Origin of the sequence: Achromobacter aegrifaciens (assembly GCF_902859735.1) — a bacterium.
Lineage (GTDB): Bacteria > Pseudomonadota > Gammaproteobacteria > Burkholderiales > Burkholderiaceae_B > Achromobacter > Achromobacter aegrifaciens.
Genome location: NZ_CADIJY010000001.1, coordinates 321442 through 347900, shown reverse-complemented (window position 1 = coordinate 347900; position 26459 = coordinate 321442). Strand labels below are relative to the sequence as shown.

Annotated in this window: 27 protein-coding genes; 7 read left to right on the top strand and 20 right to left on the bottom strand. The window is 65.6% G+C overall.

Going from position 1 to position 26459, the window contains the following annotated elements; translation table 11 throughout:
- The first annotated feature begins 16 nt into the window (after positions 1 to 16).
- Entirely contained in the window at positions 17 to 538 is a 522-nt protein-coding gene (locus HV766_RS01620) for a lipocalin family protein (RefSeq protein WP_054455046.1), read from the top strand.
- Between the two features lie 15 nt (positions 539 to 553).
- On the opposite strand, the gene HV766_RS01615 is transcribed toward HV766_RS01620, so the two are convergent.
- From HV766_RS01615 to HV766_RS01560, 12 genes are all read right to left on the bottom strand, one after another.
- Positions 554 to 1498, bottom strand: coding sequence for a M14 family metallopeptidase (locus HV766_RS01615; protein WP_119452168.1), 945 nt, complete (start codon positions 1496 to 1498; stop codon positions 554 to 556).
- Positions 1499 to 1547: 49 nt separating this feature from the next.
- Positions 1548 to 2537: a Bug family tripartite tricarboxylate transporter substrate binding protein gene (locus HV766_RS01610; protein WP_054455051.1), complete on the bottom strand. Its 990-nt coding sequence runs from the start codon at positions 2535 to 2537 to the stop codon at positions 1548 to 1550.
- Positions 2538 to 2687: 150 nt separating this feature from the next.
- Positions 2688 to 3602 carry a LysR family transcriptional regulator gene (locus HV766_RS01605; protein WP_013391216.1) on the bottom strand — a complete coding sequence of 305 codons (915 nt, stop codon included), beginning with the start codon at positions 3600 to 3602 and terminating at the stop codon, positions 2688 to 2690.
- 31 nt (positions 3603 to 3633) lie between these two features.
- Positions 3634 to 4518 (bottom strand): alpha/beta hydrolase, encoded by an 885-nt coding sequence (locus HV766_RS01600; protein WP_054455052.1) that lies wholly within the window; start codon positions 4516 to 4518, stop codon positions 3634 to 3636.
- Positions 4511 to 5284, bottom strand: coding sequence for a GntR family transcriptional regulator (locus HV766_RS01595; RefSeq protein WP_119452167.1), 774 nt, complete (start codon positions 5282 to 5284; stop codon positions 4511 to 4513). The genes HV766_RS01600 and HV766_RS01595 overlap by 8 nt, the downstream gene beginning before the upstream one ends.
- A 72-nt stretch (positions 5285 to 5356) precedes the next feature.
- On the bottom strand, positions 5357 to 6049 hold the full coding sequence (locus tag HV766_RS01590; protein WP_054455055.1) for an ABC transporter ATP-binding protein: 693 nt from the start codon (positions 6047 to 6049) through the stop codon (positions 5357 to 5359).
- Positions 6036 to 6806 (bottom strand): ABC transporter ATP-binding protein, encoded by a 771-nt coding sequence (locus HV766_RS01585; protein WP_175180433.1) that lies wholly within the window; start codon positions 6804 to 6806, stop codon positions 6036 to 6038. The genes HV766_RS01590 and HV766_RS01585 overlap by 14 nt, the downstream gene beginning before the upstream one ends.
- Positions 6796 to 7782, bottom strand: coding sequence for a branched-chain amino acid ABC transporter permease (locus tag HV766_RS01580; RefSeq protein ID WP_119452165.1), 987 nt, complete (start codon positions 7780 to 7782; stop codon positions 6796 to 6798). The genes HV766_RS01585 and HV766_RS01580 overlap by 11 nt, the downstream gene beginning before the upstream one ends.
- The gene (locus HV766_RS01575) at positions 7779 to 8693 is read right to left on the bottom strand and encodes a branched-chain amino acid ABC transporter permease (protein ID WP_054455060.1); all 915 of its coding nucleotides are present in this window, start codon (positions 8691 to 8693) and stop codon (positions 7779 to 7781) included. Before HV766_RS01575 ends, HV766_RS01580 begins: the two co-directional genes overlap by 4 nt.
- Complete coding sequence (locus HV766_RS01570; RefSeq protein WP_054455062.1) at positions 8690 to 9874, bottom strand: ABC transporter substrate-binding protein; 1185 nt, start codon at positions 9872 to 9874, stop codon at positions 8690 to 8692. The genes HV766_RS01575 and HV766_RS01570 overlap by 4 nt, the downstream gene beginning before the upstream one ends.
- Positions 9875 to 9925: 51 nt before the next feature.
- Positions 9926 to 10837: a fumarylacetoacetate hydrolase family protein gene (locus tag HV766_RS01565; RefSeq protein ID WP_013391208.1), complete on the bottom strand. Its 912-nt coding sequence runs from the start codon at positions 10835 to 10837 to the stop codon at positions 9926 to 9928.
- A gap of 89 nt (positions 10838 to 10926) precedes the next feature.
- Entirely contained in the window at positions 10927 to 12051 is a 1125-nt protein-coding gene (locus HV766_RS01560; RefSeq protein ID WP_175180432.1) for a cupin domain-containing protein, read from the bottom strand.
- Positions 12052 to 12248: 197 nt separating this feature from the next.
- On the opposite strand from HV766_RS01560, the gene HV766_RS01555 reads away from it, so the two are divergent.
- Both HV766_RS01555 and HV766_RS01550 read left to right on the top strand, forming a co-directional pair.
- A complete protein-coding gene (locus HV766_RS01555) occupies positions 12249 to 12494 on the top strand; it encodes a hypothetical protein (protein ID WP_054455066.1) in 246 nt (81 codons plus the stop codon).
- Between the two features lie 181 nt (positions 12495 to 12675).
- The gene (locus HV766_RS01550) at positions 12676 to 13668 is read left to right on the top strand and encodes a Bug family tripartite tricarboxylate transporter substrate binding protein (protein WP_254593261.1); all 993 of its coding nucleotides are present in this window, start codon (positions 12676 to 12678) and stop codon (positions 13666 to 13668) included.
- 34 nt (positions 13669 to 13702) lie between these two features.
- Here HV766_RS01550 and HV766_RS01545 read toward each other — a convergent pair whose 3' ends face one another.
- From HV766_RS01545 to HV766_RS01530, 4 genes are all read right to left on the bottom strand, one after another.
- Positions 13703 to 14623, bottom strand: coding sequence for a LysR family transcriptional regulator (locus tag HV766_RS01545; protein WP_166738350.1), 921 nt, complete (start codon positions 14621 to 14623; stop codon positions 13703 to 13705).
- A 680-nt stretch (positions 14624 to 15303) separates the two neighbouring features.
- Positions 15304 to 16053 carry an SDR family NAD(P)-dependent oxidoreductase gene (locus tag HV766_RS01540; protein WP_054455070.1) on the bottom strand — a complete coding sequence of 250 codons (750 nt, stop codon included), beginning with the start codon at positions 16051 to 16053 and terminating at the stop codon, positions 15304 to 15306.
- 69 nt (positions 16054 to 16122) lie between these two features.
- The gene (locus HV766_RS01535; RefSeq protein WP_175161156.1) at positions 16123 to 17022 is read right to left on the bottom strand and encodes an MBL fold metallo-hydrolase; all 900 of its coding nucleotides are present in this window, start codon (positions 17020 to 17022) and stop codon (positions 16123 to 16125) included.
- Between the two features lie 27 nt (positions 17023 to 17049).
- The gene (locus tag HV766_RS01530) at positions 17050 to 17883 is read right to left on the bottom strand and encodes an alpha/beta fold hydrolase (RefSeq protein ID WP_217472148.1); all 834 of its coding nucleotides are present in this window, start codon (positions 17881 to 17883) and stop codon (positions 17050 to 17052) included.
- 438 nt (positions 17884 to 18321) lie between these two features.
- Here HV766_RS01530 and HV766_RS01525 point away from each other — a divergent pair, with 438 nt between their 5' ends.
- From HV766_RS01525 to HV766_RS01510, 4 genes are all read left to right on the top strand, one after another.
- Complete coding sequence (locus HV766_RS01525; RefSeq protein WP_175180430.1) at positions 18322 to 19323, top strand: bestrophin family protein; 1002 nt, start codon at positions 18322 to 18324, stop codon at positions 19321 to 19323.
- A 133-nt stretch (positions 19324 to 19456) separates the two neighbouring features.
- The gene (locus tag HV766_RS01520; RefSeq protein ID WP_175180429.1) at positions 19457 to 20335 is read left to right on the top strand and encodes an RNA polymerase sigma-70 factor; all 879 of its coding nucleotides are present in this window, start codon (positions 19457 to 19459) and stop codon (positions 20333 to 20335) included.
- A gap of 118 nt (positions 20336 to 20453) precedes the next feature.
- Positions 20454 to 20888: a cupin domain-containing protein gene (locus HV766_RS01515; protein ID WP_054455081.1), complete on the top strand. Its 435-nt coding sequence runs from the start codon at positions 20454 to 20456 to the stop codon at positions 20886 to 20888.
- A gap of 140 nt (positions 20889 to 21028) precedes the next feature.
- The gene (locus HV766_RS01510; RefSeq protein WP_054455083.1) at positions 21029 to 22033 is read left to right on the top strand and encodes a LysR family transcriptional regulator; all 1005 of its coding nucleotides are present in this window, start codon (positions 21029 to 21031) and stop codon (positions 22031 to 22033) included.
- 3 nt (positions 22034 to 22036) lie between these two features.
- Here the strand turns inward: HV766_RS01510 and HV766_RS01505 are convergent, their stop codons facing one another.
- From HV766_RS01505 to ligD, 4 genes are all read right to left on the bottom strand, one after another.
- Positions 22037 to 22531, bottom strand: a complete 495-nt coding sequence (locus HV766_RS01505) for an Ohr family peroxiredoxin (protein WP_054455086.1) — start codon at positions 22529 to 22531, stop codon at positions 22037 to 22039.
- A 20-nt stretch (positions 22532 to 22551) separates the two neighbouring features.
- Positions 22552 to 23307, bottom strand: a complete 756-nt coding sequence (locus HV766_RS01500) for an SDR family oxidoreductase (protein ID WP_175180428.1) — start codon at positions 23305 to 23307, stop codon at positions 22552 to 22554.
- A gap of 9 nt (positions 23308 to 23316) precedes the next feature.
- Positions 23317 to 23796, bottom strand: a complete 480-nt coding sequence (locus tag HV766_RS01495) for a carboxymuconolactone decarboxylase family protein (protein WP_119452206.1) — start codon at positions 23794 to 23796, stop codon at positions 23317 to 23319.
- A 135-nt stretch (positions 23797 to 23931) separates the two neighbouring features.
- Positions 23932 to 26457 (bottom strand): DNA ligase D, encoded by a 2526-nt coding sequence (gene ligD, locus HV766_RS01490; RefSeq protein ID WP_175180427.1) that lies wholly within the window; start codon positions 26455 to 26457, stop codon positions 23932 to 23934.
- Positions 26458 to 26459: the final 2 nt, after the last annotated feature.

Below are 26459 nucleotides of genomic sequence, written 5' to 3'. Positions count from 1 at the left end.
TCAGGAGGTTTCCCCCATGCGCCGCACCGCAACATTCCTGTTGGCCTTGGCCACCAGCGTGGCGGGGATAGTCCATGCCGCGCCGCCGCCCATGCAAACCGTGGAATCGGTGGACCTGAAGCGTTACGCAGGCATGTGGTACGAAATCGCGAATTTCCCCATGTTCTTCCAGCGCGACTGCGTAGGAGACACCACCGCCGAATACACCGCACATGCCGATGGCACGGTCGGCGTGAACAACCGCTGCCGCACCAAGGATGGCGACATCGATTCGGCCTCGGGCACCGCCACCGTGGTGGAAGGCAGCAACAACGCCAAGCTCGAAGTTTCGTTCTTCAAGCCGTTCAAGGGCGATTACTGGGTGATCGGCCTGGACCCCGAATACCGCTGGTCGGTGGTCGGCACCCCGGACCGGAAATACCTGTGGATCCTGTCGCGATCGCCGCAGTTGCCCAAGGAAGAACTGGACAAGGCCCTGGATGCGGCCAAGGCCCAAGGCTATCAGCTGGATGAATTGCGGTTCACGCCGCAGAAATAAGACGCGCCGCAGCGCTTAACCGGCGTAGTCCCGCGCCAGCCGCACCACCGTCACGCCCGGCTTCAGCTGGCGCAAGGACGGCATGACCAGCGTGCACTGATCGTACGGCGTCACGATGGGTTGGCCGTCGGCCCAGCCTATCGTCGATCCGGCGTGCTCGAACGTTTCCAACCCGGTCCAGGGCTGCGAGAAGCGCAGATCCATGGATGGCGCGACCACCGCGTCCGTCACTTCCAGCACGCGCTGGTTTTCGGCATCCGGCAACAGCCAGCCCGCCGGCACGTCCGCCGCATCCGCCACGCCCGACTCCAGCAGCATGCGCGCCACCATGTCGCGCGCCACGTCGCGCGCAGCCAGCTCGCCATGGAAACCGCATTCGATCAGCAAGGCGCAGGCGTCTTCTCGGGCGGGATCGCCGAACTGGCCGAAGTCGCGCATGCGCACGCCGTCCTTATGCCCCGCGTCCACGATCACGTGCTGCGGCGCCTTCAAGCGGCGCGCCAGCGCAATGTTGCGCGGCAGGACGCCGGTCAGCAGCAAGGGCGCACCCGGCTCATGCATGGAATGCAGGTCCAGCAGCCAGTCCGCGCGCTCCACCCAGGGACGCAGCTCGGCGCCGCGCCGGCGGTCCGGCGTCGTGGGATTGTCCAGGCGTTCGGCACTCCAGACGCGGTTCATGTCTTCGGCGACGAAGCGCGAGGCGTCGTGGTTGGCGTGGTCGAAGCGGTCGAACGCATCCAGATTGCAGAATGCCAGCGTCAGGCTGCCGCGGCGCGGCCGCACGCCCGCCGCCAGCAGGTCCTTCAAGGCCCAGGCGCCGCACAGCTCGTTGCCGTGCACCAGCGCGGACACCATCAACGCGCGCCCCGGAAGGCCTGAATCGAAATGCCACACGCCAGGGGTGCCGGTATTGCCGGCGCGCTCGGCGCTCAGGTCGGGTACGGGAAGCTTGAATTCCATGGATGTCGTCCGCTGCGGTACTAGGGTGTTGCGATGATCCGGTTTCGGATCACTGGGCTTCGATCTTGGCGGCCTTGACCAGCGCGCCGTATTTCCTGGTTTCCTCGGCCTGATAGGCCGCCGGGTCCAGGCCCGGTTGCGACAGCACGCCGCCGGCTTCCTGCATCTTGGCGCGGAACTGCTCCGACTTCAGCGTGTCGGCCAGCGCGCTGCGCAGCTTGGCGGCCACCGGCTCCGGCAAGCCGGCCGGGCCATAGAGCGCGAACCAGACGCTGATGTCCACGGACTCGAACCCCGGGGTTTCCGCCAGGGCCGGCAGGTCCGGCGCCACCGGCGAACGCTTCTTCTCGGTCACGCCCAGCGCCACGATCTTGTCGGCGCGCACTTGCGGCAGGCCCGAGGACAGCACCAGCATGCCGTAGTCCAGTTGACCGCTCATCAAGTCCGTCACCAGCGGCGCCACGCCGCGGTACGGCACGTGCTCGGCGCGCGTGCCGGTCGACTGGTTGATCATCTCGCCGGCCAGGTGCAGGGTCGTGCCCACGCCGGAAGAACCGTAGTTGAAGCTGCCGGGCGCGGAGGCGCGCAGCTTCTGCAGGTATTCGGCGGCGGTCTTCACGCCGGAATTCTTGCTGGCGGCCAGCAGCATGGGCTGCGAGGCGATCACGCCCAGCGGCGAAAAGTCCTTCACGCTGTCGTACTTGACCGCGTTGTTGATCATGCTGGCGATGACCATCTCATTGGTCGAGCCCAGCAGCAGCGTGTAGCCGTCGGGCGCGGCGCGCGCCACGCGCTGCGCGCCGATGGTGCCGCCGGCGCCGCCCACGTTCTCGACCACCACGCTCTGGCCCAGGCGCTTGGCCAGTTCTTCGCCAAACAGGCGGGCGGTCAGGTCCACGCTGCCGCCCGCCGGGTAGCCGACCACCAGAGAAATGGCGCGTTCGGGATACTCGGCGTGGGCGGAAGGCGCCGCGGCCAGCGCCGAGACGGCACAGATAGCGGCGAGCGCGCCGCGCAATGGATGCAGGACGGATTTCATGTTTTCTCCCTGGGGTGCTGAGGCGGACGGCGGCGCCGTCTCATTTAATGTTTCGGGAGCTATTCTCGGGCGTACACCAGGGATATTTCGTGCTGAATCGACACATGGCCGTGCGGATTCGGCACACGCCGGACGCGCGGCTGACGGATTTCACGCCTTGCGACTGGCGGTCGCTTCCCAGGCCGCTTCGGCCAAGTCCGCCAGGCGCGCCCGCGAACGGTACAGCCGCACCTCGAACGAGATTTCCTCGCTACGGCCACCCAGGGCTGCCAGCGCGCCGCGGCGGCAGTCCGCCGCCACCATGGACCACGGCAGCCAAGCCACGCCCAGCCCCTTGGCGACCGCGCCATGCGCCGCGTCCAGCGAGTCGCTGCGCAAGAATGGCGCCAGGGCGTACGGCGTGGCCTCCAGGCGGTCGCCCACAATGCGTTCCATCGCGAGGCCGCCCGCATAGGTGATCAAGGGCACGGACGGACCGCCTTCCTGCAGCACGTAACGGGGCCGGCCGCGGGAATCCGCCTGGCTGACGGGCACGAGCTTGTCTGTGCCCAGGGTCATGTAACGGTAGCGCCCCGGGCTCAGCTGCACCGACAGAGCCGGATGCTCGTAGCAGCACAGCAGGTCCACCCGGCCCTGCTCCAGCCGCGCCGCCATGTCCTGCATCATGCCGGTGGACAATTCGACCTGCGTGCCCTCGGTCAACACCTTGGGCGTGCGGTGGCGCAGGCGCGCGATCCAGTCGGCCACCAACGTGCGGGCCAGGCTGCGGCCGGTGGCGATGCGTAGCACCGCCTCCCCGCCTGCGCCGAAACTGCGGATGCGATGGCGCACCTGCCCCATCTGCTCCACCACCTGCGTCGCGGTCTTGAGCAAGGCCTCGCCTTCGGCGGTCAGGACCACCGGCAGGCGCTGGCGTTCGATCAACGGCGCGCCGGCCCAGGCCTCCAGCGCGCGGATGCGTCGGCCGAACGCCGGATGAGTGACGTGGCGCAGCTCGGCCGCGCGCACGAAGCTGCCGGTCTGCGCCAGGGCAATCAGGTCTTCAAGGAGTTTCAGGTCGGCCATGGACGTCAAGCTTACGCCATCGGCCGGCCGTTCACTTGGCGCCCAGCCCCATCATCGCCAGGGTGGCGCGGGTCAGATCGCTGTCCGGATTTTCCAGTTCATTGACCAGGTCAAAATGATTGCAGTGCGGCGTCGGAATACGGGTGGAGGCCAGCCCCGCAGCATTCCACGCCGCTTCGTACGCCGCCGTCTGGTTCTTGAAACCCTGCGTCTCCAACCCGCCCACGGCCAGCAGCATCGGGCCTGCACGTTCCGGCAGATGGAAGATCGGGCTTTGGTGCGCGGCCTGCTCTGGCGTCAGCTGCAGCCAGGTGTTGGGCAGGATATCGCACAGCGGCCGCAGATCGAACAGCCCGCTCAATGCCAGCGTGCCCTTGATCACGTCGTCCGGCACGCCGTAGCGTGCCTGCCATTCGGGCGCGACCAGCATGCCGGCCAGATGGCCGCCCGCCGAACTGCCGCTGACGTAGATCCGTTCAGGGTCCACGCCATAGGCCGCCACGTTGCGGTACAGCCAGGCCACGGCGGAGCGCACTTCGCGTACCACTTCGCCCAGGGTCGCCTCGGGCACCAGCGTGTATTCCAGGGTAGCCACGGCGGCGCCCGCGGCGTTGAAGGCCTCTGCCATCACGGGCGCGTCTTCCTTGCGCTGCGCGCGCCAATAGCCGCCGTGGATGAACACGAACAGCGGCGCCCGCGCCTGCGAGGCGGCGGGCAGGAACAGGTCCAGCCTTTCATCCTGGCCCATGCCGTAGCGCAGGTCCAGCACGCCCGGGCGGCGCGTGCGCACCCGCGCCGAGGACTCGGCATAGCGGCGCACGCAGGCGTCGAAATCCGGCACCGATTCGCGCGCGTTGTATTGCACCTCGCGCTCGGCGATGGTGGGAAAGAAGAGATCGATGTCGCTGTTATGCATGCCTGGCCTGCGATGTTGGCTGCGATTGGGGCTGGGAGATGATGCGTTCGATGAACTGCGCGGTCTTGCGGTAGTGCGCGGCGAGCATGGCGACCGAGCCTTCCACGTCGCGCGAGATGGCGGCGTCCAACAGCTGGCGGTGCTCGTCGTCGACGTTGCGTTCAGGCCCGTAGGCGGTCGCGCCGGCGCGCGCCGGACGGCGGTAGCGCTCGGTCTGCGCGTAGAGCTGGGTGGACAGGTCCAGCAGCCAGTTGGAACGGCACGCGCCGATCAGCGCGTGGTGGAACTCCAGGTGGCGCGCCTCCAGCAGCTCGTCCAATTCTTCCGACGGCTCGGCGGCCTGGTCGGCCCGCTGCGCGGCCAGCGTCAGCGCATGGTACGCGCCGACCAGGCGCGTTTCCCAGGCGTCGTCGGCGTTGGCCAGCGAGCGGCGCAGCGCGTCGCAGTCGATCAGGATGCGGGTTTCACAGGCGTCCCACATTTCTTCGACCGACAAGGGCGCGATGCTGAAGCCGCGCGACGTGGTGCTGATGACCATGCGCTCGCTGCGCAGGCGGTTGAGGGCTTCGCGGATGGGAGAGAAGCTGCTGCCGTAGCGCTGCTTCAGCAATTCCAGCCGCAAGGACTGGCCCGGCGCGAAGGCGCCGCGCATGATGTCGCGCCGAAGCAGGCGGTAAACCTGCTCGGACAGCGTGATTTCCTCAATGCCGGCGCTCCCGTCCGATCCGGGATCGTCCTGGCGGGAAGCTTTTATTCTAGGCTTCAAGATGGTCTCCAGATGTCAGCGGCCGGGGCGCGTATCCGCGCACAGGCGGCTCATTCTACCCGCGCGGCCTGTTCATATGCCCAGGTAGCGCTGCGCCAGCTCGGGCTGGGCGGACAGCTCGGCGGGCTGCCCCGACCAGGCCACCCGGCCCTTGTCCACGATGTAGTGGCGGTCCACCAGCGTCGCCATTTCGGGCAGGTTCTTGTCGATCACCAGGATGGTCTGGCCTTCGGCCTTCAGCGCCCGCAGGCAACGCCAGATCTCCTGGCGGATGAGCGGCGCCAGTCCCTCGGTGGCTTCGTCCAGGATCAGGAGCTTGGGGTTGGTCATGAGGGCGCGCCCCACCACCAGCATCTGCTGTTCGCCGCCCGACAGCGTGCGCGACGACTGCCCGCGGCGCTCTTTCAAACGCGGGAACAGCGTGTAGACCCGCTCCAGATCCCATCCGCCCGGCGCGGCGCGCGAGGTCGCCACCAGGTTTTCCTGCACCGTCAGCGAACCGAACACGCGCCGGCCCTCCGGCACCAGCCCCACGCCCAGCCGCGCCACGCTGCTGGGCGCGGAGCGGCCCAGCGTGCGGCCGCGAAACTGCACCGCGCCGCCGGTGGCTGGCAGCATGCCCATCAGGGTCTTGATCGTGGTGGTCTTGCCCATGCCGTTGCGCCCGATCAGCGAGATCACCTCGCCTTCACTGGCCTCGAACGACATGCCGAACAGGACCTTGCTGGACCCGTAGCCGCCAGTCAGCCCTTCAACCTTCAACATGTTCTTCTCCCAGATACGCCGCGCGCACCTCCGGATGGCGGCGCACCTCCTCTGGCGAACCACTGAACACCACGCGGCCGTAGACCAGCACGCTGATGCGGTCGGCCAGCGCGAAGACCGCGTCCATGTCGTGTTCCACCAGCAGGATGCCGTAGTCGCCCTTCATGCCTTGCAAGAGCCGGGTCATGCGCGCCGATTCCTCCGGCCCCATGCCGGCCATGGGCTCGTCCAGCAGCAACAGCCGCGGCGAACGCGCCAGCGCCACCGCCAGCTCCAGCTGCCGTTTCTCGCCGTGCGCCAGGTCCGCCGAACGCACGTGGCGACGGTCCTCCAGCCCCACGTGCGTCAGCCACTGCATGGCCTCGGTCTTCAACGCCGCGTCATGACGCGGATTGGACCAGGCCTGGAAGGCGCGGCCGCTCTTGAGCATGCGCGACAGGATCACGTTCTCCAGCGCGGTGTACTCCTGGCACAGCTCGGTGATCTGGAACGAGCGGCCCAGCCCCAGGCGCGCACGCTCGAAGGCGCGCAGCGCGGTCACGTCCTGCCCATCCAAATGGATGGTCCCGGAGTCCGGCCGGATCTCGCCGCAGATCTGCGCGATCAGGGTGGACTTGCCCGCGCCGTTGGGGCCGATGATGGCGTGGATCTCGCCGGCGCGTACGTCCAGGTCCACGCCGTTGGTGGCCACCACCGCGTCGAAAGCCTTGCGCAGCTGCGTCAGGCGCAACAGGCTGGCGCTTGCGTCAGTCGGCATGGCGCGTCTCCAGCAGCTTTCCGAACAGGCCCTTCTGGCCCCACAGCACCACCAGCACCAGGATGGGCCCCATGTACAGCAGCCAGTGCTCGGTCAGGGACGACAGCATCTGCTCCAGCCCCAGGAATACCGCCGCGCCCGCGATCGGCCCGAGCAAGGTGCCCACGCCGCCCAGGATGACGATGGCCATGAGTTCGCCGGACTTGGTCCAGGCCGCCATGTCGGGCGTCACCAGCCCGGCATAGTTGGCCCACAGCACGCCGGCCAGCCCCGTGCCCACCGCCGACAGCACGAAGGCGCTAAGCCGGTACGGCGTGGGCGCCACGCCCAGGTTGATGGCGCGCCGCTCGCTCTGGCGCAGCGCCTGCAGCACCATGCCGAAGCGCGAGTTGGTCACGCGGATGCACAGCAGCGTCCAAAGGGTCAGCAGCGCCAGGCACAGGTAGTAGAAAACCATGGGGCTTTCCAGATTGATGCCCGGCAGCTCATTGCGCTGCGGAATCATCAGGCCATCGTCCCCGCCGTAGAACTGCAGCGACACCAGCACGAAATACACCATCTGGCCGAACGCCAGCGTGATCATGATGAACTGCACGCCGCGCGTGCGCAGCGCCAGATAGCCGAACAGCCAGCCGGCCAACGCGCACACGATGAGCGCTATCGGCCACACCACAAGCGCCGCGTTGCTGCCAGCCCAGCCGAAGATCGGACCGGCTTCCGAAGTATGGAAGGCGATGATGCCGACCGCATAGCCGCCCAGCCCGAAGAACATGGCATGGCCGAAACTGACCATGGCGCCATAACCGATCACCAGGTCCAGGCTGACCGCGGCCAGGCCGTAGATCAGAAAGCGCGTCACCACGCCGATCAGGAACGGCGAACCCGAGGCCAGCGCCGCAGCCGGCAGCAGGATCAGCACCGCCAGGCCGCCCAGCCCCCAGCGGGCGCGGTTCGTAAGTGTGTATGCCATCGTCATCCTCGCGCCGGGAACAGCCCGCCCGGCTTGGCGATCAGCACGATCGCCATCAGTACATAGATGCTTGCCGAAGCCATGCCTGCGGCCAGCGGGTCCGCGGTGGCGGGCGAGAACATCGTCGACAGCAGCTGCGGCAGGAACGCGCGCCCCAGACTGTCCACCATGCCCACCAGCAAGGCGCCTGCCAAGGCGCCACGCACCGAGCCGACCCCGCCGATCACGATGACCACGAAGGTGGTGATCAGGATGCGTTCGCCCATGCCGATTTCCACCGCCAGCAAGGGCGCGGCCATCACGCCGGCCAGCCCGCACAGCAAGGCGCCCAGGCCAAACACCAGCGTGTAGAGCTTGCGGATGTCTATGCCCAACGCGTCGACCATCTCGCGGTCGTCGGCGCCCGCGCGGATCAGCATGCCGATGCGCGTGCGGTTGACCAGCCACCACAGGCCCACCGCCACCAGCGCGCCAATGGCGATGAACGACAGGCGGATCAGCGGATACTGGAATCCCGGCGCCAACGTCACCGCGCCTTCCAGGAAGCTTGGGATGCCCACCAGCGGCGGACGCCGGCCGAAGATCAGGCTGACCGCTTCGTTCGAGAACAGCAGCAGGCCGAAGGTGGCCAGGACCTGGTACAGGTGATCCCGCTTGTACAGCTTGCGTATCACTACCACTTCGACCGAAATGCCGTACAGGCCCGCCCCCAGCAGCGCCGCCAGCACGCCCGCGAGGAACGAGCCGGTGGTGCCGATGGCGTACGCCGCGCAGTAGGCGCCCACCATGTAGAACGAGCCATGCGTCAGGTTGACCACGCCCATGATGCCGAAGATCAGCGTCAGTCCGGCTGCCAGCATGAACAGCATGGCGCCGAACTGCAGCCCGTTGAGCAGCTGTTCAAACAGGAGCGTCATGACGGCATCTTGCAGAGTTGCGCGTAGGCGTCCTTGTCATCGGACACCAGCTTGCGGACCAGCTTCGGCGACAGGCTGCCGTCGCTGCCTTTCTCGATGCGCATCAGGTACAGATCCTGGATCGGATGCTGGTTGGTGTTCATGCTGAACTTGCCGCGCAGCGACGTGAACTCGGGCTTGCGCAGCGCGGCTCGAAACTCAGCCGCCTTGGACAGGTCGCCGCCGGTAGCCTTCAGGCCCGCGCCAATCAGCTGCGCGGTGTCGTAGGCCTGCATGGCGTAGTCCGTCGGCACACGGCCGTAGGCGTCCTTGAACGCTTGCACGAAGGCCTTGGATTGCGCGTTGTCGAAGTCCTGCGACCAGATGCCGGTGATGTAGGCGCCGGCCGACGCGTCACCCGTGGCCTGGATCATGCGCGCATCCATCGAGAAGCTGGGCATCAGCATCGGGATGCTCTTGTTCAGCCCGGCCGCCGCGTACTGCTTGACGAAGTTGATGCCCGTGCCGCCCGGATGGAACTGGTAGATGGCGTCGGGCGCCAGCGAACGCAGGCGCGCCAGCTCGACCGAGAAGTCCGACTGGTCGAGCTTGGTGTAGATTTCGGCGACCACTTCGCCCTTGTAGGTGCGCTTGAAGCCTTCGATGGCGTCGCGGCCCGCCTGGTAGTTGGGCGCTAGCAGCACGACCTTCTTGTATCCCAGTTCGTTGGCCGCCACGCCGCCGGCCGTATGGAAGGCGTCGTTCTGGTAGGACGCCACGAAGTAATTGGGATCGCACTTTTCGCCCGCGAAGTTCGACGGGCCGGGATTCAGGCTGACATAGAAGGCGCCGGACTTCACCACGCTGGGCACGACCGCTGCCAGCACGTTGGAGAAGTTCACGCCGGTATAGAGCTTGACGCCCGATTGCAGCAGGCGGTCGGCCGCCTGCTTGGCGTTGGCGGGCTTCAGGCCGTCGTCCTCGATCACCAGCTGCACGGGCACGCCGCCCAGCTTGCCGCCGCCCTGCTTGATGGCCAGGTTGAACGCATCGCGCTCGTCCTCGCCGATATAGCCCGCCGGCGTGGACAAGGTGGCGATAAAGCCGATCTTGACCGGTTCCGCGGCATGGGCCGCTCCCATGGACGCCGCGGCGCCCAGCGCGACGGACAACGCGCCGCCCAGTATCTGTTTCTTGATCATGTTTTTCCCCTTGGAGACTGCGTTGCCCGCCGCGGCGCGGCCAGGCGTTTTCTAGACCGCCACCACCGGATGGCGCAGCGTGCCGATGCCTTCGACGCAGGCCACCACCACGTCGCCCGGCCACAGCCATTCCTGCGGCTTGCGGCCCGCGCCCACGCCTTCAGGCGTGCCGGTGGCGATGATGTCGCCCGGCTCCAGCGTGATGCCCGCGCTGATGTCCGAGATCAGGAACGGCACCTTGAACAGCATGTGGCGCGTGTTCGAGCCCTGCTTCTTCTCGCCATTGACCGTCAGCCACAGATCCAGCACCTGCGGATCCGGGATCTCGTCGGCGGTCACGATGCACGGGCCGAAGGGCGCATAGGTGTCCTGGCCCTTGGAATAGATCCACTGGCCGGCGCGGCGGCAATCGCGCGCGCTCATGTCCAGCATCACGCTGTAGCCGAACACATAGGACAGCGCATCGGCTTCGGCCACGCGCGAGGCGCGGCGGCCCATGATCACGGCCAGCTCCACTTCCCAGTCCAGCTGTTGCGTGATCTTGGCGTTGTGCTCGATGGCGTCGCCCGGGCCGATGACGGTGGTGGGCGGCTTGGAGAAGATCACCGGCTGCTTGGGCAGGTCGGCCGAGGTATCCAGCGTGCGGCTGGATTCCGCCACGTGCTCCACGTAATTCAGCCCGATGCCGAAGATGTTCTTGCGCGGACGCGGAATCGGCGCCAGCAGCTTGACGTTTTCCTGCGGCAGCGCGCTGCCCACGGGCCAGTTGCCGCGATAAGCCTCCATCAGCTTGCTGGCCTGCGCCACCGCCACGGGGCCCAGGTCGATGAAAGCCAGCATGTCGTCGGGCAGGTCCACGCCGCCTGCGCGGCCCAGCAGGGCCAGGTCAATCACATAGCCTTCGGCCAGCGCGCCCAGGCGGGCAGCGGCGGTGGGATGGGCGCGAAAAGTTACCAAGCGCATAAGAACTCCATAAATTCAGGACGAGTTGAGTCAGGCGCGCGGGCCCGGCCCGCGCGGCGGATGAAAAATTCAAGAGGGATCGGGCAGCGCTAGATCAGCACTTGATGGCCGTCGTTTTCCTTGACCGCTTCTTCGCGGTAAAGCGCCAGCGCGCGCATCACGGGCAGGTCGTTGAAGCTGAACAGGCAGGCGTCGTCGTTCGATGAAAGATTGACGTGTTCATGGATGGCCCACGAGGGCACGCAGAAGATGTCGCGTTCGGTCCAGTCGTAGCGCTTGCCGTCGATGATGGAATAGCCGCTGCCCTTGGCCGCCTGGTAGATGAAGCTGCCGGTATGGCGGTGGGCCTTGGTGTGCTCGCCGGGCCGCAGCAGCTGCATGCTGGCGCCGATGGTGGGCATGACCGGGCCGCCCGTGGCCGGGTTGACGTATTCGAGCAGGATGCCGTCGTAGGGGCTGCCGGCGGTAGTGCGCGCATAGCGGCGCAGCGCCTCGTAGGTGGGCTCCCATTCGTACTTGAAGAGCGGCGAATACGGCTTGGTCCAACCGGACACCTGAGGCCTTAGCGCCGGGTTGGCCCAGGCGGCGGTAGTGTCGTCCACCGGATAGGTCACAGTCTGGTTCAGGTCCGGATGCACGGCATAGAAACCGGCCTCCATGGCGTTGACCAGCGGAATGTCCAGGCCGTCCTGCCAGATGCAGGTAGTGCCGTCTTCGGCCACGCCGTGCTCGTGCCAGGTGCCATTGGGCGTCAGCACGAAATCGTTCGCGCCCAGTGTCATCTTGTGGCCGTCGACCACGGTGAAGGCGCCCCGCCCTTCCATGATGAAGCGCAGCGCCGAATGCGAATGCTTGTGGGCGGAAGCCAGTTCGCCCGGCTTCATGACCTGCAGGCCCGAGTACAGCCAGCCCACGGCGGCGGCCACGTCGCGCCGGCCCGGGTTGTTCAGGTAGATCACGCGCCGGCCTGCCTCTTCGGGCGAAACCAGCTCGGAAGAACGCAGCACGTGGCCGCGCAGGTCCTGGTAGCGCCACACCACCGGCACCGAGGCCGACCGCGGCGCCCACGGTTCGATCTTGTTCGCCACCGTCCACAGGGCGCCGGTCTCCAGGCGGGCCAGCTCCTGGTAGTAGGCGATGAGCTCGGGCGAGTCGGCCACATTGGCGCGGCCTATGGTGTCCTCGCGGTACGCGTCATAGCGGTTCGCTTCCATCCCTTGCCTCTTTTTATAAAAATTTAAATATTTTCGAAAATAATAGAGGCCGGCGGAAAATCGGGCAATGAATGCGCGCTAGGGGTTTTCCCAGGCTGATTGAAAATTGTTGGCGCGGTGTCAAACAATACTGTACAAAAACACAGTACAACGTGATACATTTCGCTCGCCCAAAAACTGTCGTCCAGGAGAACCCTGTGTCAGAAGCTGCCCATCTCGTTCAGTACATCGTCGTTCCCTACCGCGCCGCCGCCGATGGCGTCGCGCCTGGTGAAATCCGCGCCGCCAGCAGCGAGTTCGGCGCCATCCGCATCGCCAACTCCATGGCCTCCAAGTTCGCCGGCGTTGCCGCCTACGAAGTGCTGGTGGACAAGGAAACCGGCGACATGGAATCGCCGCGCATCCTCGCCCAGATCGGGACCGTACCGGCGTTGGACGATTGAACGCGTGTCCACCGTGCCGGGCCCAATTCGGCCCGGCGACGACGCCTGGTCGTCAACGAGCCAGGTTATGAATTTTCTTTGATTTGAATGAGTATTTTCTAGCTTCATTAACGCAAGGATGTCCGGCAGCATGCGGGGTTGCGCGCAATTCGCCCACCCACTCTTGCCACCAAGAAGCAGCATGATCCGCCGACTCCCCTTGCACGGTTCCGCCATTGCGGGGCTTCTGTTCCTTGCTTGCGCGCTGACGCCTGCTGCGCACGCGGCCGAATCCCCCGACTGGCCAAGCAGACCCGTGACGCTGGTGGTGCCTTTCCCCCCCGGCGGCGGCAATGATGCAGTGGCCCGGCAGATCGCCGGCCCGGTGGGCCAGGCACTGGGCCAGCCGCTGGTCATCGAAAACCGGCCGGGCGCAGGAGGCACCATAGGCTCGGCGACCGTCGCCCGGGCACGCCCCGATGGATATACCCTGCTGCTCTGCTCCACCAGCAGCCTGGTCATGGCGACAGCGCTTTATCCCGGCTTGCCGTACCGCGTCGAGGATCTGGCTCCCGTCGTCCACATCGCCGATACGCCGACGATCTGGGTGGCCGATCCGGCCGTATCTGCCAACAATCTCCAGGAATTCATCGCGGCGGCCAAACAGGCGCCCGGCAAATACGGCTACGCCTCGGGCGGCAAGAACACCATGCCCCACCTTGCGGGCCAGACAGTCAGCGCGCGCAATGGCCTGGACATGCTGCATGTGCCCTACCGCGGATCCACGCCGGCTTATGCGGATCTCGCCACGGGGCGCGTGAACGTGATGATGGACAGCATCATTTCAGCGTTGCCCTTTATCGAGTCTGGCCGTGTCAAGGGATTGGCCGTCAGCACGGATCAGCGCCTGCCGCAGATGCCGTCCGTACCGACCTTGGCCGAACAGGGCCTGGACGATTTGGGCTTCGAAGGCTGGGTCGGCATTTGCGCGCCGCGCGACACCCCGCCCGAGATCAGCGCCAAGGTCGCCCGCAGCGCGCAGCTGGCCTTGGCCCAACTCGCGTTGCGGGAAACATTCGCCAGGCAGATTGCGGAACCGGTAGGAGACGGCCCCGAGGCGTTTGCGCAGACGATACAGCGCGATGCCATCGCGTGGCGGCAGATCATCGCGGCGTCCCCCAACGAACCGGACTGAGAGGCAGACAGCGCAGACCGAAGCCCGGCTGCGCTCAGGCGGCAAAAGTTGTCTCGTCCGCCACGCCATCCGAGACCAGCCGCGCTACCTCGCAAATGCAGTCGGCCATGGCTGCGCGCAACGGAATCGCAGGCTGGTCGACATAGGCGGCGAAGTAGGTCTGCTTCGGAAAGGGCCTGGGAAATGGCAGCCGCACCAGCTTTCCCGAATCGAGTTCGCCGCGGATGAGTTCGAGCGGCAGTACCGCGTAGCCCGCACCCGCAACGGCCAGCCGCAGCATGACCGTCAGCGACCTCACGACGATCAACTTGAAGCCTTGCATCTGCGGAGATGAGAAATAGCTGGCAATCGAGGAGTACAGCAGCGAATCCACCGGATAGGACAGCAGAGGCAGCCGCTTCAACTGATTCATCGACGGCTCGACCTCGCCGCGCATCAGGCTCGGGCTGCAGACCCAGACGTAATCCAGCCCCAGCAATTGCCGGTTGACCACCGTCGGCTCTTCGATGCTGCCCAGCAACAGTCCGATGTCGAGCGCCCCCCCAAGCAATTGCTGCCGTATATCCGTACTGGTCAACGATTGCAGGTGCACGGTGACGTTCGGCCATTGTCTGCTCAAGGCGGCGGCCATAGGCTCGAGTATGGCTTCCGCGACGGTTCCGCTCAGGCCGATGCTGATCTGGGTAAGCCGTACGTCCGTGGTCGCGAACCGGCTGGTGAAGGCTCTCGCATGAGCCAGCAGTTCTTCCGCGGGTCCAAGCATTTCAGCGCCGACTGGCGTCAAGCTCAGTTGCTTGCCCTTCTCCCGCACAAAGACCCTCACCCCCAGTTCTTCCTCGAAGGCTGCGATGCGGGCAGAGATGGCCGCCTGGGACGCGTGCAGTTCTTCCGCGGCCAAGGTCATTTTCTTGAGCCTGGCGGCTCGGACAAACGTTTCCAGAAACCGGAGATTCATGCGTGGATATCCTAAGCCTGAGACGCAACCCAAGCCCCCGGCCGGCATCAGGACAATCCGCCAGGAATGGGATAGGCCATCAGAATCAGAATCTGCAGGGAGCTGGGCTTCGTTGTTGCGATGCTGCAATGCATCAAAATGCTGACTGGATTAGCCAGCAAACGCTGATTCCAGAAAAAAATACGGCCGGTCAACCCATTTTTTTCGTGGACCGCAGACGCGGGTGGCGACCTGCGGATCTGAACACAAAGCGGGAGACAAGGCTCCCGCTCATAATCCCAAGCAATTGATTTTAACGAATTTTCCGAGGTTTCCACATAAATGGACCCTATCAGAACTTCGTGTTTTTTTGTGTGCTTCAACCTTGTAAGAGTTTGCCAATCGAGGCGGGATCAGGATGCTGGATAATCGAAATATTCCGCGTGTTTCACTGCAACAAAATTAATCCACATTGCCGTCGCCCAGACGGGCGCATACCTGGTCAGATCCAGTACCTGCGGGTAGACAGCCGCGTATGGCGCTGGAACGTCTGCACAGGATCGGTTGTTCAAATCATGAAGAATCGGCAATAAACAATCGTTGCCTGAATTTGAAATCCGCCACGCGCAGAGGCAATCAAACGTTTCCGATCCAGCGCCTGCCATCGTCCGCCCGCGTTCTGCCAGGCAGTGATGATCCAGTTAAGTCAGCGCGATGCCGCCGTCGACGCGCAGATTGACCCCAGTAATGAACCCGCCGTCGTCCGAAGCGAGAAACAATGCGGCGCGCGCCAATTCCGCAGATTGCGCCAGCCGCCCAAGCGGAATCAATGAGGCCATGCCCTGTTCGAATGCGGGCCGATGCGCCGCGCCCACGCCCAGCTTTTCCAGAATGGGCGTATCCGTAGGACCGGGGCTCAATACGTTGAAACGAATCTTGCGCGACTTGAATTCCAGCGCCCAGGCGCGCGCAAACGCCTCGATGGCGGCTTTGGAGCCGGCATAGACCGCATGGTTTTCCAGCACTTTGGCGCTGGCGATGGAGCCAGTGATGATGATGGAACCACCGTCGCGCACCAGCGGCAGGACCTTGGTGACGCCGAAGAACACGGCGCGCGTGTTGGTGTCGAACTGGACGTCATAGCTGTCCACGCTTACCGCGGTCGAAGGCTCGATGTTATTCATGCCGGCGTTGGCCATGTAGATGTCGACGGCGCCGAACCGTTCACGGACTTCTGCCGCCACGCGGTCATGCGTGGCCAGGTCGGCAACGTCCCCAACCATGCCGAAGGCGGACGCTCCAAGTTGCGCCACCGCCGCGTCGACGGCATCTTTCCTGCGCCCGAGGATGGCCACGCGCGCGCCTTCGGCAATGAAGGCCTCGGCCGCGGCATAGCCTATGCCGCTGTTGCCGCCGGTGACGACGGCAGTCTTGCCCAACAGTTTTTTCATGATGATGTTCCTTCGTACAGGTAAGACGCCGGCCGACGCGACAGGCCTCGTCGGCTGGCATCGGCGCGCTTAAAAGTCCCAGATGACCGGCACCCAGCGGAACGCGTCGCCGTCGACCGCCACACGGCCCAGGGACGGGAACGGCAGATGGGCCGCGACCAACAGCCCGCGGTTCTGCGCCAGCTCCTGGAACAGACCGAGGCGGACGCGGGCCGATTCCTCGGGGTCGTGCTCGAAACCGTTTTGCCATTCGGGATGGTCGAACGCGACCGGGAACATGGCGTCGCCAGCAAACGTCAGCCTTTCGCCGCCCGAGATCAGGTCGACCACGCTGTGCCCGGGAGTATGGCCGCCGGTCATGCGCACGATGACGCCCGGCGCCACCTCATGCCGATCGTCGAAGAGGCGCAGCCGGTCGCGGTACTCGTTGTAGAAGCTGGTAGCCGTCGACTTCAATACCGCAGGCACAGGCTTGGGCATGACGGTGTGCGAGAAATCCGGCGAGGTCCAGAACGCCACTTCGGTCGCGGACACGTGGATGCGCACGTCGGGACGCAAGCGCTCCTTGACGTCCGGCACGAGCAGCCCGCCCACGTGGTCCATGTGCATGTGCGTGATGATCACGTCGGTCACGGATTCCAGCGCGATGCCGGCGGACTCCAATCTCTGCGGGAACATCCCGGCGCGCGGAAAGCCCGCGAACTGCCCGCCCAGCCCCGCATCGATGAGGATGGTCTGGTCGCCGCTGCGCGCCACCATCACGTTCAGCGGCCAGTCGAACGCGTCCGGAGGCATGAACATGTGTTCCAGCCAGGCAGCGAGATCGGCAGGATCGGCATTGGTGGCCATGGTCGAAGTCGGCAGCGGCAGCACGCCGTCGCTCACGACCAGGGCGTCGATGTCGCCGATCTGCAGCGCGTAGCGCGACGGGACCAGGTCGAGGGATTCGGTGTTTTCAATGGCAAACATGGCGGTAACTCCAGGTAGGTGCGCCGTTCAGGCGGTGGCGCGGATGAAGGCGAGCAGGTCGTCGTTGACGCGGTCCTGCATGGTGGCGGTCAGGCCATGCGGCGCGCCGGGGTAATAGATTTCCCTGGCGTTCTTGACCAGGCGCGCGGCCTTCTTCGCCGAGTCGTGCACCGGCACGATCTGATCGTCTTCGCCGTGCATGAACAGGGTCGGGACGTCGATCTTCTTCAGGTCCTCGGTGAAGTCGGTCTCGGAAAACGCCTTGACGCATTCGTAGGCGTTCTTCTGGCCGCTTTGCATGCTCCACAACCAGAACTGGTCCAGCATGCCTTGCGAGACCTTGGCATCGGGGCGGTTGGCGCCGTAGAAGGGAACCGCCAGCTCCTTGTAGAACTGTGAGCGGTCTCCCGCCACGCCCGCGCGGATGCCGTCGAAGACCTCGACAGGCAGGCCTTCGGGATTGGCAGCGGACTTCAACATCACCGGCGGCACCGCGCCGATAAGCACCGCGCGGGCCACGCGCTTGCTGCCGTGGCGGCCGATATAGCGCGCCACTTCGCCGCCGCCGGTGGAATGGCCAACCATGGTGATGTTTTTCAGATCGAGCGCCTCGATCAACTGCGCCAGGTCATCGGCATAGCCGTTCATGTCGTTGCCGGCAGACGGCTGCGAAGAACGGCCATGGCCACGCCGATCATGCGCGATGACGCGAAAGCCATTGCGCGCCAGGTAGTGCATCTGCCCGTCCCAGGCATCCGCGTTCAGCGGCCAGCCATGCGAAAAGGTGACCACGGGGCCCTGGCCCCAATCCTTGAAGTAGATCTGCGTACCGTCGTTGGTGGTGAAGGTATTGCGGGTCATGGTCGTGCTCCGGTTGGATTGCGCGTTGCTCTGCGCGGCTGCTTCGGCGCGGATGGCGAATGCCCCCGTCGCCAGGACGGCGCTGCCGGCAAGAAGACTGCGGCGGGCCGGGTTGTGCGAGTCGTTCATGGGAACTCCTGTTTCGGCAAAGTGAGTGAGGGCATGGTAGGTATGCGGTCTGGTCCGCGGTAGGCACGCGGCGGGAAGCACGCTGTTGCGCGACGGGCACCAATGCGCCGCGGCATGGACATGACGCGCGCTACACAGGCCCACGTCACGCGGGCCGCACTTGTTCGGAAGGAGAAACGACGATTGGTGTCGCGCCGGCAACACCATGCGTCCTTGCATGGCCCTACCGCGTCACGCGCGACGCTCTTAGGATGAGCGCACCCATACACACCAGACGCGCCGCTGCGCGCCGACCGGGGGGCCGACATCATGCATCTGGGAAAATCCTATCGCCTGGGCGAGTTCATCATCTGGACCCGCAGGAAGATCTACGTCCTGCTGGCGCTGGGCTTCGCGCCAGTGCTGCTCCATCAGCTGGCTGGCCTGAAATGGCTGACCCTGCCCTTGTCGGTGGTTTCGCTACTGGGCACCGCCACCACCTTTGTCGTCGGCTTCAAGAACGTGCAGACCTATGCGCGCACGGTCGAAGCGCAGAAGGTCTGGATGAGCATTGTCAGCGCCAGCCGCTACTGGGGCGTGATCAGCCGCAACTACGTCGGCGACGCCGAACGCGGCACGGCCTTGGTGCAGCGGCATCTGGCCTGGTTGACGGCGTTGCGCTACCAGCTGCGCGAGGCCCGCCTATGGGAGACCGTCGGCAACCGTCCCAATGCCGAATACCGCAGGCAGTACGTGATCCCGGAACGCGCCGAGCCCCTGGAGTCCGCGCTTTCCCGCTACCTGCCGGCACAGGACATTGCCGGTTTGATGCAGACCGATGACAAGGCCGCGCAAATGCTGGCAATGCAAGGCCGGGCGGTCCGCGGACTGCTGGATGCAGGCGCCATCACCGCGGCGGAATACGCCGAGCTCAACAGCCGCATCCGGGAACTGCTGGATCTGCAGGGACAGGCCGAGCGCATCAAGAATTTTCCGTATCCACGCCAGTACGCCATCATCAACACCTTGTTCGTGCGCTCTTTCTGCGTGGCGCTGCCGTTCGGACTGACGGGCCAATTCGCCCAGCTGGGCCAGGATATCGGCGGCTACATGCAAGGTCAGATGGCGTGGCTGGCGGTGCCGTTCAGCGTGATCATCTCGTGGATCTACACCTCGCTCGAGCAGGTGGGCGAAAGCACGGAGAATCCCTTCGAGGGCAGCGCCAACGACGTACCCATCAGCCGCCTGAGCGTCATGATCGAAAGGGATCTGAAGCAGATGGCAGGCAGCGCCAACCTGCCCGCGCTGCCTGCCTCGGTGATCGCGCTGTAGCGCGCGGCACGCGGCGCGCCCCTCCGTCCGGGACTGGCTGGCAGAGGCTTGCGCAGCTTGTCCTGCCCGGGCCGCTGCGGCAAAATACCCTGCCCTCCCGCCCCCCCATTTCCGCTAGGCATTGGCCCATTCCATGACCGGCTCCGTGACCCTGTTCGACCGCCATCGCCCGCGCCTCTACGCGATCGCCTATCGCATGCTGGGCTCGGTGGCCGAGGCGGAAGACGTGGTGCAGGATGCGTGGCTGCGCTGGCATGGCGCCAACCGCTCCACGCTGGAGAACCCCGAGGCCTGGCTCGTCACCGTCACCACCCGTCTGGCGATCGACCGCCTGCGCGCTGCCCGCACGGAACGGGAAAACTACGTGGGCGTCTGGCTGCCGGAACCGATGCTGATGGCCGCGCCTTCCACGCCCGAACAGATCCATGAACTGGCCGACGATGTGTCAGTGGCATTTCTGTTCATGCTGGAGCGCCTGTCGCCGGACGCCCGCGCGGCCTTCCTGATGCGCGAAGTGTTCGACGCCGACTACGAGGACATCGCGCAGACCCTGGACAAGACCCAGGCCGCGGTCCGCCAGCTGGTGCGGCGCGCCAAGCAGCAATTGCGCCAAGGCACCCCGCGCGAGGCCGTGCCGCGCGCGACGCTGCATCGGCTGCTGCTGACCTTTGCCGATGCGATGGACCGCAGCGACTTCCACGGCCTGCATGCGCTGCTGAGCGACGATGCCGAACTTATCGGCGACGGCGGCGACAAGGTCACCGCCTTTGCCAGCCTGGTGGGCGGCAAGCGGCTGGCGCAGCTGTTCTACGCCGGCAAGCGCCGCTACCGCGACGCGTTGCGGACCGAGGTGGTCCAGGTGAACGGCCAGTGGACCTTGCTGCGCTTCATCGATGGCGATCTCGAATCGGTGCAGTCCTACGAAACGGACGGCAAGCGCCTGACCCGGGTGCTGGTGCAGCGCAATCCGGACAAGCTGGCCCGCATCGCGGCCGCCCTGGCGCAACGCTGAGACCGCCCGCACCGGCGTTGGTGCATCGCGGGCAACATGGTGGTCCCTTGCGCGGACCTACCGCCGCGCCGCCCTCGCTTCTACGATGGACCTGTCACCACTCCGCTCAGGACAGGCCATGCCGAAACTCACCAAACTCGCGTTGTCTTTCATCGCCGCCGGCGCGCTGCTGGGCCAGCCCGCCCATGCTGCATCGCACCACGGCGCGCCCGCCGGCAAGCCGGCCGATCCCATCGTCACCGAAGTGATGAGCAAGGACCTGCCCGACATTCCCGGCCGGGATGCCGTCATGCTCGTCGTCGACTACCCGCCCGGGGCCGCCGACCCCTTGCACCGCCATGACGCCTCGGCCTTCGTCTATGTGCTGGAGGGCAGCATCGTCATGCAGGTCAAAGGCGGCAAGGAAGTGACGCTGACCCCGGGCCAGACCTTCTACGAAGGGCCGGACGACATCCACACCGTGGGCCGCAACGCCAGCCAGACCAAGCCGGCCAAGTTCGTGGTCGTGCTGATCAAGAAAAAGGGCGCTCCCGCCCTGATCCCCGTTCAATAAGGGACGGATATTTATCCCTTCCTGGCCATCCCCGGGTGTCTCCCCGCCCGGGGATGGCCATTTTTTTCAAGGAGGCGTCACAAAACCGTCCAGCGCAACGTCTTAGCAGGTAGGATCAACCAACTTGCGGCGCTGCCACCATGCCTACCCCTATCCCAGCCTCCCCGGTCACCCCTCCCGCGAACGGCCCGGACTCCCTGGCCGACAGCTTTGCCACCAGCTATGCCGGCGTCATGGCCTTCCTGGCGGTCGCCGCCGAGGGCAACTTCGCCAAGGCCGGCGACCGGCTGGGCATAGGGCGTTCGGCAGTCAGCCGCAGCGTGCAGAAACTCGAAGACCAGCTGGGCGTGCGGCTCTTCGTGCGCACCACGCGCAGCACCTCGCTGACCGCGGAGGGGCAGCGCTTCTACGAGCAATGCCATCCCGGCGTGGAACGGATCATCCAGGCACTGGACAACATGCGCGACCTGCGCGAGGGCCCGCCTTCCGGCCTGGTGCGCGTCTGCTCCACCGTGGGTTTCGGCCGCAAGGTCGTGGCGCCCCTGCTGAAGGCGTTCCGCGAAGCGCATCCGAACATCTCGGTGGAACTGTTGCTGGATGACGGCCCGACCGACTTCACCACGGACCGCGTCGACGTGTCGTTTCGCAATGGCCGCATGGAAGACAGCCAGGTGATCGCCAAGAAAGTCATTCCCATGCAGATGATCCTGTGCGCCTCGCCCGACTATGCCGCCAGGCACGGGCTGCCGCTAAGCGTCGACGAGCTGTCCGGCCATAGCTGCGTGAACTTCCTGCTGGCGTCCGGCCGCGTATTCGAATGGGAATTCAAGGTCGGCGGCCATCTGCGCAAGTTCGCGCCGCCCGCCATGCTGACCTTCAACGATGCCGACCTGGTCCTGCAGGCCGTGCTGGACGGCCATGGCATCGCGCAAATGGCGGCGTACCAGGTCTGCGAGCATCTGCGCGCAGGCACGCTGGTCGCCTGCATGCCGCAGTACTCGCCCGACGACCGCGGGCACTACCTGTGCTTTCTCAGCCGCCAGCACCTGCCCGCCCGCATGCGGGTCTTCATCGATTTCATGACCGAGAGCATCCGCGCGCAGGACCTGCTGATCATCGACAGCCTGCTGCCGAAACAGGCCTGAGCGCTATTGGGTCAGGGCCACGACGCTCTGGATCCCGCCCTGGGCCATCTTGGCGTAAGGACACAGGCGTTCCGTATTGCGCACCAGCTCTTCCGCGATGGGCGTGGGCACGCCCGGAAGGTGGATATTGACGTCCGCCGTCAGCGCGAAAAAGCCGTCGACGGGGTCCCGGCCGAACGAGATGGTGGCCGTCACGGAAGCGTCCGGGATGGCCAGGCCAGCGCGTTCGGCCAGCATGCTGAGCGCGCCGTGGAAGCACGCCGCATAGCCGGCGGCGAATAGCTGTTCGGGGTTGGTGCCCCCGCCCGTGCCGCCCAGCTCCACCGGCAGGCGCAGTTCCACGATCAGCTCGCCATCGTCCGAAATGGCCATGCCGGAGGCGCGTCCATGCGCGGCCTCCCCGCCGCGCACCGTCACGCTGGTGGTGTACAGGGGATGGAAATCCTTCCCCCGGTACTTGTCCAGGAGACTCTGGGGAGGAGGCCGCAGTTTGCTCATGAGGGTCCTTGCGCCTGCCGCTACTTTCTTGCGCCCGAACGGCTGAACCAGGTTTCGAAGCCGATCTGGCCCAGGCGCGGGCCGGCTCCCGGAACCAGCGTGTCGTCATCGAGCAGCGCGCCGAAATAGCGCGCGCCGGTGTCCGCCCGCACGGGGCGCGCGTCACCGATCTTGGCCATGTAGCGCTGCACCAGCTCGGCCAGGCGTACCCGCTCGGGGCCGGCGATTTCGACGATGCCGTTCACCGGCGGCGCCAGCGTGGCGTCGGCCATGGCCAGGGCGACGTCGTCCGACGCAATGGGCTGGACGTAGGCGGGCGACAGCCGCACTTCCGCCCCTTCGGTCCCCGACTGCACGATACCGCCCAGGAATTCGAAGAACTGGGTGCTATGCACGATGGTGTACGGGATTCCAGCAGCCACGATCAGCGCTTCCTGCGCGATCTTGCCGCGGAAGTAACCGCTTTCGGCCAGGCGCTGCGTGCCGACCACCGACAGCGCGACGTGGTGGCGCACGTCGGCGCGGGCCTCCGCCGCCAACAGGTTGCGCCCCGAGGTCTGGAAGAACTCCAGCACGGCGCGGTCTTCGAACGACGGCGAGTTGGCGACGTCGACCACCGTGTCGACGCCGGCGAGCGCGGTGTCCAGGCCCTCGCCAGTCATGGTGTTGACGCCCGTGGCGGGCGATGCGGCAATCGCCTCATGGCCGCGCTCAGTCAGCAGTTTGACGAGTTTGGAGCCGATCAGGCCCGTGCCGCCGATAACCAGGATTTTCATGGTAGTCCCTTAGTTGAACTTGGCCTTATCCAGGCCATATGCCTTGTCGGCAGAACCCGGCACGGTGCGGAAGCCCACGTTCAGGCGGTTCCAGCCATTGATCGCCATGACGGCGAAGCTGAGGTCCGAGATTTCCTTTTCGGACAGTTGCGTGCGGACGCGTTCATAGATCTCGTCGGGCACGCCCTGCGCACCCAGCGTGGTCAGCGCTTCGGTCCAGGCCAGGCAGGCGCGTTCACGCGGCGAAAACTCGGTCGATTCGCGCCAGATCGCCACGTGATGCAGGCGCAGTTCGCCTTCGCCGTGGATCTTGGCATCCTTCACATGCATGTCCAGGCAGAAGCCGCAGCCGTTGATCTGCGAAGCGCGGATTTCGACCAGGCGCAGGATCGATTGCTCGATCGCGCCGGACTTCAGGAGCATGCCGAACTCGACGAATTTCTTGAACAGTTCGGGCGATTGCGCAAAGGCATTCAGACGTTGACTCATGGTGACTTCCTCGATGGGTTGAACGACGCCCAAATCGTAGGTCTGCCGGCAAAACGGCAGTAGGCCCGCGGAGGGGACCATGATGTTGCCGCGGCGGCAACAATCGTCAGCGCGCGCTGACGGCCATGTTCAGGTTCAGGATTTCGGTTCGATCCCGAGTTGTTTCATGGCCCGGCCGATGGCCTGGGGCGCGTAATCGTCCCAAGGCTCGTTGCCCGCATCCAGGCGGGTGTGGATGTTGGCGATGGTCCATTGCGCCGAGCCTTTCAGCCCGTCCAGTTCGTCCCAGCGGACCGGTACGGACACGCCCAGGCCGGGCCGGGCGCGGGCCGACCAGGCCGCCACCGTCGTGGCGCCGAAGCCGTTGCGCAGGTAATCGGCGAATATCTTGCCCACGCGGTTCTTGGGCCCGCTTTTGGCGACGAACAGCTTCGGCAGCGTTTGCGCCAGATGGCGCACCATGGCTTCGGAAAAGTCCTTCACGGCGTCCCAGCCGTATTGCTTGCGGATCGGCACGACCACATGCAGGCCCTTGCCGCCGCTGGTCTTCAGCCAGCCGCGCAGGCCTAGCTCCTGAAGCAGCACGCGCACCAGCTCCGCGCCCTGCTGCACGGCAGGCCAATCCACCCCTTCTCCAGGGTCCAGGTCGAACAGCATCCGGTCCGGCTTGGCGATCGAGGTCTTGATCGCATTCCAGGTATGGAACTCCACCACGTTCAGTTGGGCGGCAGCGAGTATCGCTGCTTCGTTCGAGATTTCCATGAGCGGCGGATGCTCTGGGTACAGGCGTTCAGGCAGCGCCAGCACCCCCGCGATGGGTGATTCCGAGTGCCGCTGGAAGAAGTGCTGACCCTGGATCCCCGCGGGCGCCCTGACGAAGGAAACCGGGCGGCCGCGCAGGTGCGGCATCATCAGTGGCGCCACCAACCCGTAATAGCGCGCCAGATCGAGCTTGGTCGCTCCCGAAGAGGGATCTATGACGCGGTCGGGATTGGACAGTTTCATTCCCTTCGGCGGCGTTGCCGCGCCCTCTTTCAAGGCCTTGGCGGGACGTTCGCGGGTGGATATCTTTTCAGCCGGCATGGCAACCTCGCGCGTGATCTTCTTGGGGGGTTTGTCGGTCCGCAGCCCGCGGAAGGTCGAATGGCGCACATGGCCGTCGCCAGTCCATTCGCCGAACGAAACCTCTCCCACCAGCGTAGGCTGGACCCAGTGGACCTGCTTGAGGGCGCGCGGCTTGCCCTGGGTCAACGCGCTGGTTTCTTGTTCAATGCCGGCCAGCTTGCGATGCAGGTCCAGCAGCGTCCTGTCGTCGAAACCCGTGCCTACATTGCCGGCGTAGCGCAGCTCGCCATCCGGCTCGTGCACCGCCAGCAGCAGCGCGCCAAAGCCCTGGCGGCTGCCCTTGGGCTCGGTGTAGCCCACGATGACGAATTCCTGGCGCTTGGTGCACTTGAGCTTGATCCAGTCGTCCGTGCGGCGCGACACATAGGGCGCGGACAGACGCTTGCCGATGATCCCCTCCAGGCCCAGCTTGCAGGCCGAAGCGACCAGGTCTGCCGGCGGCTTATCGAAGGCCTCGCTGAACTTCACGTGCTGGCCCTTGCACCTGGCGATGACCTGCCGCAGCAAGTCCCGCCGCAGCCTGAGAGGCTCGTCGCGCAGGTCGCGTCCCGCGACGTAGGGCAGGTCGAAGGCGTAGAAGACGATATCCGCCGTGCTCGCGGCATCGAAGGCGTTCTGCAAGGCCTGGAAGCTGGGCACGCCTTCGCGCGTCAGCACGACGATCTCGCCGTCGATCCAGGCATTGGCGATCTCCAGTGCCGCCAGCTCCTGGGCCAGCCGCGGAATCCTGGCTGTCCAATCGTGGCCGTTGCGCGTGTACAGCTTCGCGCTGCCGCCATCCAGCCTGGCCAGGATCCGGTAGCCGTCGAACTTCATTTCATAGGACCAGTCGTCCGCGCCCCGCGGCACGCCGTCGACCAGAGTGGCCAGCTGAGGCTTGAGCGACGCGGGCAAGGGAGCGGCCTTGCCCGGCAAGGCCGCGGCGGATTCTGTTGCATTCACGGCGCGGGCTTGCGGTTTGCTGCGCGCCGCCGCCTTCTTCTTCGTGCGCAGCGGCACCACGCTGTCCGGCATCTCATCCACGACGCTGAAATCCCGGTCTGGCCGCGCGTACTCGTCGTTTTCCTTGATCAGCAGCCAGGGCGGCTGGCGATCGCGCTCTTTGCCCTTCATACGGATCAGCGCCCAGCGCCCGCGCAGCTTCACGCCGTCGAGCGTGAACTTCAGATGGCCTGTCTTGTATCCCTTGCGCGGATCGCCTATAGGCGTCCAGCGCCCCTCGTCCCAGATGATCACCTTGCCGGCCCCGTACTGCCCCTCGGGGATGGTGCCTTCGAACTGGTTGTACGCGATGGGATGGTCTTCGACCTGCACCGCCATGCGCTTGACGGAGGGATCGAACGACGGCCCTTTCGGCACCGCCCAGCTTTTCATCGCGCCATCGAGCTCCAGGCGGAAGTCATAGTGCAGGCGGCTGGCCCAGTGCTTTTGTATGACGAACACCAGGTCTGCGCCGCCTGATTCACCGCCTTCCGCCGGTTCCGGCGTGACGGCGAAATTGCGCTTCTCGCGGTATTTCTTCAGGCTGTCCGCCATTT

What these genes read in the sequence shown, in the direction of transcription:
- HV766_RS01620 (WP_054455046.1), top strand. Translation starts at nt 17, where the DNA reads ATGCGCCGCACCGCAACATTCCTGTTGGCCTTGGCCACCAGCGTGGCG.
- HV766_RS01615 (WP_119452168.1), bottom strand. Translation starts at nt 1,498, where the DNA reads ATGGAATTCAAGCTTCCCGTACCCGACCTGAGCGCCGAGCGCGCCGGC.
- HV766_RS01610 (WP_054455051.1), bottom strand. Translation starts at nt 2,537, where the DNA reads ATGAAATCCGTCCTGCATCCATTGCGCGGCGCGCTCGCCGCTATCTGT.
- HV766_RS01605 (WP_013391216.1), bottom strand. Translation starts at nt 3,602, where the DNA reads ATGGCCGACCTGAAACTCCTTGAAGACCTGATTGCCCTGGCGCAGACC.
- HV766_RS01600 (WP_054455052.1), bottom strand. Translation starts at nt 4,518, where the DNA reads ATGCATAACAGCGACATCGATCTCTTCTTTCCCACCATCGCCGAGCGC.
- HV766_RS01590 (WP_054455055.1), bottom strand. Translation starts at nt 6,049, where the DNA reads ATGTTGAAGGTTGAAGGGCTGACTGGCGGCTACGGGTCCAGCAAGGTC.
- HV766_RS01585 (WP_175180433.1), bottom strand. Translation starts at nt 6,806, where the DNA reads ATGCCGACTGACGCAAGCGCCAGCCTGTTGCGCCTGACGCAGCTGCGC.
- HV766_RS01580 (WP_119452165.1), bottom strand. Translation starts at nt 7,782, where the DNA reads ATGACGATGGCATACACACTTACGAACCGCGCCCGCTGGGGGCTGGGC.
- HV766_RS01575 (WP_054455060.1), bottom strand. Translation starts at nt 8,693, where the DNA reads ATGACGCTCCTGTTTGAACAGCTGCTCAACGGGCTGCAGTTCGGCGCC.
- HV766_RS01570 (WP_054455062.1), bottom strand. Translation starts at nt 9,874, where the DNA reads ATGATCAAGAAACAGATACTGGGCGGCGCGTTGTCCGTCGCGCTGGGC.
- HV766_RS01565 (WP_013391208.1), bottom strand. Translation starts at nt 10,837, where the DNA reads ATGCGCTTGGTAACTTTTCGCGCCCATCCCACCGCCGCTGCCCGCCTG.
- HV766_RS01560 (WP_175180432.1), bottom strand. Translation starts at nt 12,051, where the DNA reads ATGGAAGCGAACCGCTATGACGCGTACCGCGAGGACACCATAGGCCGC.
- HV766_RS01550 (WP_254593261.1), top strand. Translation starts at nt 12,676, where the DNA reads ATGATCCGCCGACTCCCCTTGCACGGTTCCGCCATTGCGGGGCTTCTG.
- HV766_RS01545 (WP_166738350.1), bottom strand. Translation starts at nt 14,623, where the DNA reads ATGAATCTCCGGTTTCTGGAAACGTTTGTCCGAGCCGCCAGGCTCAAG.
- HV766_RS01540 (WP_054455070.1), bottom strand. Translation starts at nt 16,053, where the DNA reads ATGAAAAAACTGTTGGGCAAGACTGCCGTCGTCACCGGCGGCAACAGC.
- HV766_RS01535 (WP_175161156.1), bottom strand. Translation starts at nt 17,022, where the DNA reads ATGTTTGCCATTGAAAACACCGAATCCCTCGACCTGGTCCCGTCGCGC.
- HV766_RS01530 (WP_217472148.1), bottom strand. Translation starts at nt 17,883, where the DNA reads ATGACCCGCAATACCTTCACCACCAACGACGGTACGCAGATCTACTTC.
- HV766_RS01525 (WP_175180430.1), top strand. Translation starts at nt 18,322, where the DNA reads ATGCATCTGGGAAAATCCTATCGCCTGGGCGAGTTCATCATCTGGACC.
- HV766_RS01520 (WP_175180429.1), top strand. Translation starts at nt 19,457, where the DNA reads ATGACCGGCTCCGTGACCCTGTTCGACCGCCATCGCCCGCGCCTCTAC.
- HV766_RS01515 (WP_054455081.1), top strand. Translation starts at nt 20,454, where the DNA reads ATGCCGAAACTCACCAAACTCGCGTTGTCTTTCATCGCCGCCGGCGCG.
- HV766_RS01510 (WP_054455083.1), top strand. Translation starts at nt 21,029, where the DNA reads ATGCCTACCCCTATCCCAGCCTCCCCGGTCACCCCTCCCGCGAACGGC.
- HV766_RS01505 (WP_054455086.1), bottom strand. Translation starts at nt 22,531, where the DNA reads ATGAGCAAACTGCGGCCTCCTCCCCAGAGTCTCCTGGACAAGTACCGG.
- HV766_RS01500 (WP_175180428.1), bottom strand. Translation starts at nt 23,307, where the DNA reads ATGAAAATCCTGGTTATCGGCGGCACGGGCCTGATCGGCTCCAAACTC.
- HV766_RS01495 (WP_119452206.1), bottom strand. Translation starts at nt 23,796, where the DNA reads ATGAGTCAACGTCTGAATGCCTTTGCGCAATCGCCCGAACTGTTCAAG.
- ligD (WP_175180427.1), bottom strand. Translation starts at nt 26,457, where the DNA reads ATGGCGGACAGCCTGAAGAAATACCGCGAGAAGCGCAATTTCGCCGTC.